The sequence below is a fragment of the Virgibacillus chiguensis genome (assembly GCF_900129865.1).
In the GTDB taxonomy this organism is placed as follows: domain Bacteria; phylum Bacillota; class Bacilli; order Bacillales; family Amphibacillaceae; genus Virgibacillus; species Virgibacillus chiguensis.
In genome coordinates this window covers 404,553-416,439 of record NZ_FQXD01000002.1, presented here as the reverse complement: position 1 = coordinate 416,439, position 11,887 = coordinate 404,553, and the positions used below count along the sequence as shown (strand labels likewise).

The window sequence follows — 11,887 nt, the reverse complement described above, 5'->3', positions numbered from 1 at the left end:
AAGTAAAATATTGCAGTATCTAAAAGGAAGATCATCGAGATTATTGCAGGATGAGTTTCCAGAACTTAAAAAGAAATATTGGGGGCAGCACTTGTGGGCAAGAGAATATTTTTGTGCCACCGTAGGAACGGTAACGGAAGAAATAATAAGAAATTATATAGCAAATCAATTCAATGAAGGTAAGGACGAAATATTCAGGATAGAAGAATGAGTTTAGTCTAGCTTTGAGGATGCTTTAGCTAAGGCCTTTGAGCAGGACTTTAGCCTGGGAAACGACTTTAGTCGTCGACATTTATGTCTAAATCCACCTGCTTTAGCAGGTGGTCGTTTAAGTATTTGTATGCTGTTAGAGTGAAAAAAGAAAAAAATTAGTACCAGATATTAAAACTATGTGTTAAAATAAACGCATACTATTGGTAGCAAGAAGGAGACGACTTTTATGTACTATTTTTGTACTTATGTATTAAAAATAATTCTCAGTTTGTTTGGCAGAATAAAGATTTATCAAAAGGAAAATACGGAAATATCTGGTGGTTTTGTTATCGCTTGTACCCATTCAGGGTGGGTAGATATTTTATGGCTGGGCGTTAGTATGTTACCTAAACAAATTCATTATATGGCTAAGAAAGAGTTGTTTCAGTCGACATTTTTGAAATGGCTAATGGAACAGTTGCATGCGTTTCCTGTTGATCGGGAAAATCCAGGACCAAGCGCAATAAAAACCCCAAGAAAACTATTGAAAAACGGTGAAATCGTCGGTGTATTTCCAAGTGGTACAAGAACAAGTGAAGAAGTGCCATTAAAACGAGGGGCGGTTACGATGGCTGGGTATGCGAAAACGCCGATTTTACCAGTAGCTTATCAAGGTCCCAATAATTTCACTGATCTTTTCAAACGGGTGAAGCCTAAAATTATTTTTGGACAACCTATCTATATGCCTGAAAATTTGCCGCTTAAACAAGGCATGGAAGTGATGATGGAACAGTTGGAAAAATCCTTACATGATTTGCAAACGCAACTTAGAGAAATGGAATAAGTTACGTTTAAGGTTAAATTCACGCATAAAGTGAACCTATTATCCGCGAGCCTTTTATCCCTACACTGATTGTTATCCTCAAGGTATGATCTCAAAAGGCTTCTTTACGAAAAAGGGGATGTAGGTGCTGTTATCTTCCAGTTCTTGAAGCGGGGCGCATACAGCACCTTTTTCCAGCATAAAAAATAGAGCCAAAGACTACTTCTGAATTCTCATAGTTAAAGGCTTTATACATATGAATGGTGGTTTGATGAAGAAATTAAACAAAAAGCGTTGGCTGTTTATTATTACAATTGGATTAGGAACATTACTAAATCCTTTAAATTCATCGATGATATCTGTAGCAGTTACACGTATGCAGGCGGATTTTGCTTTAACTTTTATCCATGCATCATGGTTAATTTCTATTTTTTATTTAGCAAGCGCAGCTGGACAGCCAGTAATGGGGAAATTAAGTGATATGTTTGGAGCTAAACGATTATTTTTAACAGGGTTGACGCTTGTAGCTTTTGCATCTTTACTTGCCCCGTTTTCTCCTAATTTTCCAATTTTATTAGCTTGTCGTGCATTACAGGCGATTGGTAGCTCAACTTTATTCCCGAGTGGGATGAGCATGATACGAACGCATATTACAGAAGGACAAGGGCGGGCGCTCGCGATTTTGTCCATCTTCGCTTCTACATCGGCAGCTTTTGGTCCTTCTATTGGTGGTTTTTTTATTCATTCTTGGGATTGGCAAGCTATTTTCATTATCAACTTTCCATTTATTATTGTGTCATTTGTATTAGCTATGTTTATTTTACCTGCTAAAAATGAAAAAGTAGTGATAAAACAGATAGATTTGTTAGGAATTTGTTTGTTTATTTTATCAATAACAAGCTTTATTTTGTTTTTGCTTTCGTTGGAGGAAGGAAATATCCGTTGGTGGACACTGTTCATTTGTATTGCAACTGCTGTGTTGTTTTACCGTTTTGAAGCTAAGCACCATGCCCCGTTTATGGATGTAAATAGGTTAAGAAAAGATACAAAAGAAACATTCGTGTATGTGCAATTTACGGGCATTAACCTGATATATTATTGTTATTTTTTTGGTTTTCCTATTTTTATGCAGCAAGCTCTAGCGTATAACGAAGCAAAAACGGGCGTTTTGATGCTTGCACTTGCAGGTTTTGGCGTTATCATTGCACCATTAGCAGGAAGTTTAATTGATAAGGTAGGTTCGAAATTACCTGCTTTAATTGGAATTGGTTTACTCGTCATTGGAACCGGTTTATTGTTAACGTATCATGAAAGCTCGCCCATTGGTTGGTTACTTATAATTATGAGTGTTTTAGGCGCTAGTAATGGCTTTAACAATATATCGATGCAGACAGCGCTATATGAAAATGTAAGGCCTGAGAATACAGGGCAAGCTTCTGGTTTATTTCAAACGAGCAGATATATGGGAGCAATCTTATCCTCTAGTTTGCTAGGTGTAACGTTAAATGATCAGGTGAACCATGAAACATTACATTTGCTTGCGATTATTTGTTTTGTGTTTTCCGTTTTTGTATTTTTTATGACGTTAAAACTTCCAGGGAAATTAATGAGTAAAGCCCGTTCATAGTTCTTCCTCATTTCATTTATCACCTGTAAATAGTTCAATAAAACGTTTGGCGCTTTTTGGTAAGTAGCGATTTTTTAGCCAAATGATTGCTGAGTGAGAAGAGAAGGAATGATCTTTAATAGGTAGTTGTTTCAAACCACGTAATGGATGATTTTGTAGCGTCAATTCTGGAATGATAGTTGCTCCTACCTGTTCACTTACTAATTGCAAGATCATGTCCACATCTGGACACTCACAAATAATTTTTGGTGATAAACGGTGGTTTTCAAATTGCTCAAGAATTAACTCATATTGCCCTTGTCCTTGGATGCGGTGTAAGAGTAGTAATGGCAACTCACTTAATTTTTTCATGGTAATGGCTTTGGCGGTTGAAGTAGTAGACCAACTTTCCGGTATGACAGCTATGTAGTTTTCACTAGGAAGAGATTGTTTAGCAAAAAGGCTCATATCAAGAGGTAAGCGAACAACTGCTAGATCAATGGATCGCTGGATCAGTTCTTCTGCAAGCAAGTAAGAATCACCTTCTTTGAGCTGAAAATGAACATTCGGATATTTCCTATGAAAATATTTAAGCTTTTTTGGTATTTGCGGAAAGCATGTTTTTACACAACCAATGGATAGTATTCCTTTTATACCTGCTGCTGTATCTTTCACCTCTATGCAGGTCTCTTCCACATACTCAAACAGGTGAATTGTTTTTTGGTATAAAATATTACCTGCCTCTGTTAATTCCATTTTCCTGCCATTACGCTCCATTAATTTGACGCCTAATTCGGTTTCTAAAGCTTTTAAGCTTTGACTTAAGGGTGGCTGAGCTATATGCAATTTTTTTGCTGCACGTGTGATTTGTCCTTCTCTGGCAATCGTTTGAAAATATCTTAATTGTCTTAAATCCAATTTTAGCACTCCTTGTATACTATATTTAGGCGTTCACCCATTATTTTTACCATTTTATTTGTTTTGCTCCTCAAAATTGTTTACGTGCTTGACCCTCCTCACTCGTAAAAAAGCGCCAAGATTGTGCTGCGATTAATTTAAATACAGAGGATCATGTATGTCTTATGAAGCTTTGGTATATAAATTTTATATAGTTTGTTAATGAAATAGATAATATGAATATAGCAGAAATAATGCTATTATTCTAATTAAAAGAATTATTCAGAAATGTGCACCAGGAGAAAATGTAAGCGTTTATTATTAGAGGAGGGAAACTATGCCAGCTAAAACAGGACAACAGTATATTCAACGTTTAAAGGAAGCAAATAATAATGTGTATATCCAGGGAGAAAGGGTTCAAGATGTAACAGAGCATCGTCTCTTTAAAAATGTCACCCAAACGATGGCAAAGCTATATGATCTCCAATATGAAAAGCCAGAGAAAATGCTCTATACATCACCAACAACAGGCGATCAAGTAAGTAAAACATTTATGGTGCCGACAACGATAGATGAATTAATGGAGCGTAGAGAAGCCATTATGGAATGGCAAAGTTTTACAAAAGGGGTAATGGGAAGGTCACCTGACTATTTAAATGCGGATGTCATGGCAATGGGGCAGGCAAGTGAATTTTATGCTGAAGGAGATCCGATGTTTGCTGAAAACGCTAGAAATTATGCAGCGTTTGCTCGGGAAAATGATATTAGCTTGACGCATACATTAATTCATCCTCAAGTAAACCGGGCAAAAATACAAGCAAAGCAAAAAGACGCAAATGTAGCATTACATGTTGTAGAGAAAAACGATGATGGAGTCGTAGTTGATGGAATTCGCTTGCTAGCAACACAAGGAGCAATCACGGACGAAATTTTAGTTTTTCCTTCAACAGTTAAAAAATCAGGTGAGTTGGATGACCCTTACTCCTTAGCCTTTGCAATCCCAAATAATACGCCAGGTCTAAAATATTTAAGCCGTGAAGCTTTTGTCTATAGTGATAATTCATACGATCACCCGTTAAGCCAACAGTTTGAGGAAGGGGATACAATCGTTGCTTTTGATCATGTATTAGTACCATGGGACCGTATTTTTGTGCTGGAGAATTCATCCATTTGTAACCGGGCATTTGGTGAAACGAATGCTGTCGTTCATATGACGCATCAAGTAGTCATAAAAGATATTGCAAAAACAGAATTTTTACTTGGTGTTGTGCTGACATTAATGGATTCTATCGGTATTGATGGCTTTCAGCACGTGAAAGATAAAGGGACAGAAATTATGCTTACATTAGAAACGATGAAGTCACATTTATTCCGTGCAGAACATAATGCTAAGCTCGATAAATGGGGAATGATGACACCGGACTTTGCGGCGCTTGATGCAGCTAGAAATTGGTTCCCGCGTGTATATCCACGGATGGCAGAAATCATTCGAATTTTGGGAGCATCTGGAATGATGGGGATTCCAACACAGGCTGACTTTGAAAATGAGGAGATTGGACCTATTCTTCACCGTGCGATGCAAGGGAAAAATGTCCAAGGATATGAGCGTGTACAGATCTTTCGCTTAGCGTGGGACTTAACAATGAGTGCGTTTGGAAGCAGGCAGACCCATTATGAATATTATTTCTTTGGTGACCCAATTAAGATGGGAATGGCTTATTTTGATAAGTATGATAAACAAACTTATAAAGCGCAAGTGAGCGATTTTTTACACTATAGGAAAGCATAAAAGTCTATAGGTTTATAGTATAAGAAAAACTACGCCATTCGCCATAAGACTTGGCGACAAGCTAAGTTTTTCTAAAGTAGTCAAAAAATAAATAAATTAGAAATTTAAAGCAAGGAAAAAGAAAGCTTCAATAACATAAAGGAGGTTAAATCTTATGGATAGTAGAGCTTTCCGAAATGCAATGGGGCGCTTCGCAACTGGAGTTACTGTCATTACAACTAAAATAGGAGAAGAGATCCATGGTATGACAGCAAACGCATTTATGTCCGTTTCCTTAGAGCCGAAATTAATTACAGTATCGATAGATAATCGAGCGAACATGTTAACAAAACTGCATAAATCTAATAAGTTTGCAGTTAATGTTCTAACAGATACGCAACAAGATATATCCATGCATTTTGCCAATCAAGCTAAAAGATGCGAGGAAATACCATTTGAAATCCTTCATTGTGTCCCAATTATTCAAGATGCGCTTGTTTCCGTTGTTTGTGAAGTGGAGCAGGCTTTTGAAGTAGGGGATCATACCCTTTTTATTGGTAAAGTAATAGCAATGGAGTCTAACCAAGGCAGTCCGTTAACTTTTTATAAGGGACAGTATGGAAAATATGAGCCTGCAGAATACGTAAATTAATCTGTCTTTAAAAATTATATAGTACAGATATATTATATTCGGAATGTTTACAAAGGGGCGGATAAGTATGACAAATCAAATAACAGAACAACATTTAGAAATGAAGCAACAAGTGAAGGATGTTCCACATTATATTAATGGGAAATTTGTTTCTGCAGTTCAGGAGGAAGTCTTTGAAAATATTAGTCCATTTACCAATCAAACGATCAATCAAGTAGCGTCAGGGAATAAAGCGGATATAGATTTAGCTGTAAATGCTGCTAAAAAAGCATTTTACGGTGAGTGGGGGCAGTTAAAAATAAAGGAAAGGCTGGCTTATATTTATAAAATTGCCGAAGTCATCGATGAACATATTGACGAAATTGCGCCACTCGAGTCATTTGATACGGGGTTGCCAATAAGTCAGACAAAAAAAATGGTAAGTAGAGCAGCATATAATTTTCGTTTTTATGCAGAAATGGTTGCAACAAGGATGGTTGGAGAAGCATATCAAGTAGACGATGAATTTTTAAATTACACCATTCATAAGCCTGTTGGAGTAGCTGGTTTAATTACACCTTGGAATGCACCATTTATGTTAGAAACTTGGAAGCTTGCACCTGCACTTGCTACTGGAAATACTGTCGTGTTAAAACCAGCAGAATGGTCACCGTTAACAGCGAATCGTTTAGCGGAAATTATAGATAAAGTAGGGTTGCCAGATGGTGTGTTTAATGTTGTTCATGGTTATGGAGAAACAGCTGGAGCAGCACTGGTGTCACATCCTGATGTGCCTTTAATCTCATTCACTGGAGAAACAACAACAGGTTCAGAAATTATGAAAAATGGAGCGGATAGCTTAAAGCGTTTTTCGATGGAACTTGGTGGCAAGTCACCGATTATAGTGTTTGAAGATGCAGATGTAGAAAGAGCGTTAGATGCATGTACATGGGGAATTTTCTCTTTCAATGGGGAGCGTTGTACAGCTAATTCACGTCTCTATGTACATGAAAGTATCGCTTCCACATTTATTGAACAGTTAAAAGAACGAATTTTCAATATAAAAGTTGGAGATCCGCTTAATGAAAATACACAAGTAGGACCGTTAATTCATAAAGAACATTATGAAAATGTGCGGAGTTATTTGGATTTAGCAAAAGAAGAAGGTTGTGAAGTAATAAGTGGCCATGCACCAAGGAATAGTGTGGGAAACTATGTTCCGCCGACTTTAATTCTCCATGCGAAAAATGATATGCGTATCGTTCAGGAAGAAATTTTTGGCCCTGTCATAGCAGCAATGACATTCACGGATGAAGCGGAAGTAATTCATTTAGCTAATGATGTCCGCTACGGGCTTGCAGGTTATGTGTGGACAAAAGATATACAACGTGGGCATCGGGTTGCTCAAGCCATTGATTCAGGAATGTTATGGGTTAATGCTCAAAATGTAAGGGATTTAAGGACGCCATTTGGAGGATCTAAGCATAGTGGTATAGGTCGTGAAGGTGGGCATTACGCATTTGATTTTTATACAGAAACGCAAATTATTCATATTGCATTGAAAGATCACTATATTCCACAATTTGGAAAATAAAGGGGGCTTGATGAAGGTGAATTTTAATATTATACGTGCCGGTCGTGCTGTCTTACATGTTACCGATATAGAAAAATCGCGTTTATTTTACGAAAAACTTGGATTTGTCGTCACGGATACTGATAATGAAAATTTGTTTCTTCGTGGTTTAGAAGAGCATAATCATCATAGTTTATGGTTAAAACAGAAACAAGAGCCAGCTGTGGAAGTAATTAGTTACAAAGTGACCTCAGAAAAAGATATAGATGAACTTGAAAGTTTTTTTAGGCGTCAAGGAAGAGAAGTAAAGCGGATCAAAGCAGGAGAACAGCCTGCTGTTGGTCAAACAATTCGTGTGCAGGATATAACAGGTATTCCTATAGAATTTTATGCAGAAATGGAGGCAGTGGAGCGACTCTTACAACGGTATGATTTGCACACAGGTGCAAAAGTTCAACGAATTGATCATTTTAACTGTATGGTGCGCGATGTGGAAACAGCTTACCACTATTATTTGCACAAACTAGATTTTGCCTGTTCAGAGTACACAGTAGGGGAACATCAAAAAATATGGGCAGCTTGGCTTCATCGTAAGCCTTCTGTTCATGACGTTGCGTTTATGAATGGAGTAGGCCCCCGTTTACATCATATTGGATTTTGGTTAAAAGATCCTATGAGCCTCATTGATGGATGTGATGTGCTAGCAGCGGCAGGATATAGCACCAACATAGAAAGAGGACCTGGTCGCCATGGGCTTTCGAACGCTTTTTTCCTATACGTGAGAGATCCAGATGGACACCGAATCGAACTATATAATGGTGATTATTTAACGAGTGACCCTGATTTCAAACCTATAAAATGGGAATTGGATGATCCAATGCGGCAAACCTTTTGGGGACATGAAGCTCCAGACAGCTGGTTTGATGAAGCTTCAGACGTTTTAGATATACAAACCGGTCAAAAAATAGCATTACAGCAGCCTAAACTGAAAAAAAGTAAGCCACAATTTATCATGTAGCATGAAAAAAGTGTGCAAGAATTTCATTAGCATCTCATCTCATTATATTTCGTCTTGATTCTTTTCGTTTATTCTCCATGTAAGGGGAGAAGCTGTAAGTCTCCTAATACAAGCGTATTGTAATCAGATGCTAGATGGTCCCCCTAATTATGAAAGGGTTTAGGTCATACGCTTGCCATCTGTGGTGATTATTTATAAAAGATGTATGTTATTCATTTGGAATAGATGTGAAAATAATAGGAAGGGATGATTCATTTGGTTAAAAACTATGAGAATATAAAACAACGATTAAGAGGGTCTGTTACTCCGTTAATTACGCCTTTTAAAGCAAATTATGAAGTAGATTATGAAAAACAAACAGAATTAATTGACTATCAACTTCAAAATGGAACACATGCTATTTCTGTTACGGGAACTTCGGGAGAACCAAGCTCGCTTACTTTAGAAGAACGTGTTTACGTAATGGAAAATGCCCACAAAGCCATTCGTGGAAGAGTGCCATTTGCTCCTGGAACAGGTTCTACAAATCATGAAGAAACGATGTACCTAACGAAAAAAGCTCAAGAGATTGGTGCGGATGCTGCTATGGTCATTGTTCCGTACTATAATAAACCAAATCAGCACGCTTTATTTAAGCATTTTAAAACCGTAGCTGATGCAGTAGACATACCGATTATTGTCTATAATATACCAGGTCGGACAGCTGTCAATATGGAAGTGGAAACATTAGCTAGATTAAGGGAAGAATGTCCTAATATTATTGGTGTTAAGGAATCGAATAAAGATTTTGAGCATGTAAATCGTGTATTGCTTCATTGTGGAAGAGATTTTATGCTGTTTTCAGGTATTGAACTGCTTTGTTATCCTATGCTTGCAATTGGTGGAGCAGGATCAATTAGTGCAACGTCGAATGTCGAGCCGAAAAAAGTAGCTGATATGCATAATGCCTGGGCAGAAGGTGATGTTGAACAGGCACAGAATTTGCACTTTGAACTAATGAAGTTAAATGATGTTTTATTTAAAGATACGAATCCTGCTCCCGTTAAAGCAGCGCTTGGCATGATGGGGAAAATTGAACCAGTATTACGTTTGCCAATGGATGTTCCCTCTGAGAAATTACAGAACGAAATATATGAAACCTTAATGGATTATGGAAAGGTGTTGCAGCAAACGTAGGCTTCTTCATCTTAAATATATTTGAAAATAACAACTTTTTTCGAATCCTGCTTACGTTATGATGTCATTTTAATGCAACGAGTGAGGAAGGGTGAAAATAGTGCAGACAATTTATATGAAGTTGTCAGGAGTAGGGCCTTTACAAGAAGGTAGAGTGGATTTAAGGAAGCAAACGATTATGATAGGGAACACCACCTATAAAGCAGATCAAATACCATTGGAAATTCCTATAAATGGAACTGTATACGGGACATTATTAAACTACCATGGTGCCTATGAGCAATTAAAGCCAGCTATGAATGAAGCACCCTATGAAAAGCCACCTAAGGCACCCATTCTCTATATAAAACCGATGAATACATTTGCTGCAACAGCATCTTCTATTCCTTGTCCTGAAAGCGCGGTGGAAATAGGTGCAGCATTAGGGATTGTGATTGCAAAAACGGCAAAGAAAGTATCGGAAGCTAACGCGCTAGATTATATTAAAGGATATACAATTGCCAATGATGTTAGCATTCCGCATGATAGTGTTTATCGTCCATCGGTAAAGGAAAAAGCACGAGATGGCTTTTGTCCAATTGGGCCATGGATTATGGATAAAACCGCAGTAGATAATCCTAATAACTTAGAGGTTCGTGTTCTCGTTAATGGAGTAGTTAAACAGCGTAGTAATACAAATCAATTGATTCGATCCGTAGAAAAATTGCTTTGTGATGTAACTGAGTTTATGACACTTGCAAAAGGAGATGTATTATTAGTAGGTATACCTGAGAATCCTCCACGAGTAAAAGCAAATGAACGTGTACAAATAGAAATTGAAAAGGTAGGTACACTTGAAAATACAATAGTAACGGAATCACTACCTGCAGGAGGAAGAATATGAAGTATGCACGGGTAGCATTTGAAGGAAGTATACAAGAAGCCATTGTGACAGAGAATAATATTCAACTACTTGATGGTCAGCTAGTCAAGGAAAATGAAGTAGTTTGGTTACCTCCTGTACAGCCGAATACAATTTTTACATTAGGATTAAATTATGCGGATCATGCGAAAGAACTATCATTTTCAGCAGTTCAAAAGGAGCCGCTAGTCTTTTTTAAAGGCCCAAACACTTTAATTGGTCATAATGGAAAGACTGTTCGCCCAAATGATGTGACGTTTATGCATTATGAATGTGAATTAGTAGTAGTAATAGGTAGACAAGGAAAAAATATAAAGCAGGAAGAGGCTTATGACTATGTAAGAGGCTATACTGTAGCAAATGATTATGCCTTTCGAGATTACTTAGAAAATTATTATCGCCCAAACCTACGTGTGAAAAACCGTGATGCTGCAACACCGATTGGTCCTTGGCTTGTTGACAAAGAAGACGTAAAGGATCCGATGAACTTAACTTTACGAACGTTTGTTAATGGAAAACAAACACAACAAGGTTGTACAGGAGATATGCTTCTAAGCATACAAGAACTCATTGAATATTTGAGTAGTTTTATGACGTTATATCCAGGAGATATTATCTTAACAGGTACACCAAAAGGGTCCATTGATACGGTAGTGGGAGATGAGGTTATCACGGAAATTGAAGGGATTGGGCGTTTAATGAATACGATTATAAGTGAAGAAGCGTTAACAAACTTTAAAAACGAGTAGGGAGGGAGTTGCATGCCTCATTTAATCATCGAATATACTGCCAATATTCGAAAGGAAATAAATATCCCTGATTTATTGAAACAGGTTCATCAGGTGTTATTATGCCATCGTGAGCTAATCCCCATAGGTGGACTTCGTTCTAGAGCAATTGCATTAGAAGAATATCTTGTCGCAGATGGTACAGAGGATGATGCGTTTGTTCATGCAACTTTAAAACTTGGAAAAGGGAGGACAGATGAGGAAAAAAAATTATTATGCAATGACTTGTTTACGGTGATGACAAACTATTTAGCTTCTTTATATAACGAAAAGTATTTAGCTATTTCCCTAGAATTATATGAATTTACTCTTCCAACCTACAAATTAAACAATATTCATCATCGCTATATACAAGAAAAATAATGTGTTTGCTTACTGCTAAACCCACCACAAGACGTGGACGGGTTTAGCAGAAATTTGTCCATAATCTTTCGTTGATTTGTTCCATTTGCAACGCGGCGCACCGAACTTTGTTTTGAACGATCTTATTTGCTTAGTAATTTTAATTTGAGGT

Annotated in this window: 12 protein-coding genes; 11 read left to right on the top strand and 1 reads right to left on the bottom strand. The window is 37.3% G+C overall.

Features of this window, described 5'->3' with window-relative positions; genetic code table 11:
• The 3 genes from tnpA to BUB45_RS04455 all read left to right on the top strand — a co-directional run.
• The coding region (gene tnpA, locus BUB45_RS04465; protein ID WP_139300088.1) for an IS200/IS605 family transposase at positions 1-211 on the top strand (211 nt) is incomplete at its 5' end.
• Positions 212-439: 228 nt separating this feature from the next.
• Positions 440-1,036: a lysophospholipid acyltransferase family protein gene (locus BUB45_RS04460; RefSeq protein ID WP_073005694.1), complete on the top strand. Its 597-nt coding sequence runs from the start codon at positions 440-442 to the stop codon at positions 1,034-1,036.
• 250 nt (positions 1,037-1,286) lie between these two features.
• Positions 1,287-2,642: an MFS transporter gene (locus tag BUB45_RS04455; RefSeq protein ID WP_073005692.1), complete on the top strand. Its 1,356-nt coding sequence runs from the start codon at positions 1,287-1,289 to the stop codon at positions 2,640-2,642.
• 12 nt (positions 2,643-2,654) lie between these two features.
• Here the strand turns inward: BUB45_RS04455 and BUB45_RS04450 are convergent, their stop codons facing one another.
• Positions 2,655-3,539 carry a LysR family transcriptional regulator gene (locus BUB45_RS04450; RefSeq protein WP_073005690.1) on the bottom strand — a complete coding sequence of 295 codons (885 nt, stop codon included), beginning with the start codon at positions 3,537-3,539 and terminating at the stop codon, positions 2,655-2,657.
• A 316-nt stretch (positions 3,540-3,855) separates the two neighbouring features.
• Between BUB45_RS04450 and hpaB the strand changes: the two genes are divergently transcribed.
• From hpaB to BUB45_RS04410, 8 genes are all read left to right on the top strand, one after another.
• Complete coding sequence (gene hpaB / locus BUB45_RS04445) at positions 3,856-5,307, top strand: 4-hydroxyphenylacetate 3-monooxygenase, oxygenase component (protein WP_073005688.1); 1,452 nt, start codon at positions 3,856-3,858, stop codon at positions 5,305-5,307.
• Positions 5,308-5,461: 154 nt separating this feature from the next.
• On the top strand, positions 5,462-5,938 hold the full coding sequence (locus BUB45_RS04440) for a flavin reductase family protein (protein WP_073005687.1): 477 nt from the start codon (positions 5,462-5,464) through the stop codon (positions 5,936-5,938).
• 100 nt (positions 5,939-6,038) lie between these two features.
• Positions 6,039-7,511 carry a 5-carboxymethyl-2-hydroxymuconate semialdehyde dehydrogenase gene (hpaE, locus tag BUB45_RS04435; protein WP_073005751.1) on the top strand — a complete coding sequence of 491 codons (1,473 nt, stop codon included), beginning with the start codon at positions 6,039-6,041 and terminating at the stop codon, positions 7,509-7,511.
• A 16-nt stretch (positions 7,512-7,527) separates the two neighbouring features.
• The gene (gene hpaD, locus BUB45_RS04430; RefSeq protein ID WP_073005748.1) at positions 7,528-8,508 is read left to right on the top strand and encodes a 3,4-dihydroxyphenylacetate 2,3-dioxygenase; all 981 of its coding nucleotides are present in this window, start codon (positions 7,528-7,530) and stop codon (positions 8,506-8,508) included.
• A gap of 255 nt (positions 8,509-8,763) precedes the next feature.
• Positions 8,764-9,684 carry a 2,4-dihydroxyhept-2-ene-1,7-dioic acid aldolase gene (gene hpaI / locus BUB45_RS04425; RefSeq protein WP_237342749.1) on the top strand — a complete coding sequence of 307 codons (921 nt, stop codon included), beginning with the start codon at positions 8,764-8,766 and terminating at the stop codon, positions 9,682-9,684.
• A 100-nt stretch (positions 9,685-9,784) separates the two neighbouring features.
• Positions 9,785-10,567, top strand: coding sequence for a fumarylacetoacetate hydrolase family protein (locus BUB45_RS04420; RefSeq protein ID WP_244527652.1), 783 nt, complete (start codon positions 9,785-9,787; stop codon positions 10,565-10,567).
• Positions 10,564-11,334 carry a fumarylacetoacetate hydrolase family protein gene (locus tag BUB45_RS04415; protein WP_073005672.1) on the top strand — a complete coding sequence of 257 codons (771 nt, stop codon included), beginning with the start codon at positions 10,564-10,566 and terminating at the stop codon, positions 11,332-11,334. The genes BUB45_RS04420 and BUB45_RS04415 overlap by 4 nt, the downstream gene beginning before the upstream one ends.
• Positions 11,335-11,346: 12 nt before the next feature.
• Entirely contained in the window at positions 11,347-11,736 is a 390-nt protein-coding gene (locus BUB45_RS04410) for a 5-carboxymethyl-2-hydroxymuconate Delta-isomerase (RefSeq protein WP_073005670.1), read from the top strand.
• The last annotated feature ends 151 nt before the right edge of the window (positions 11,737-11,887 follow it).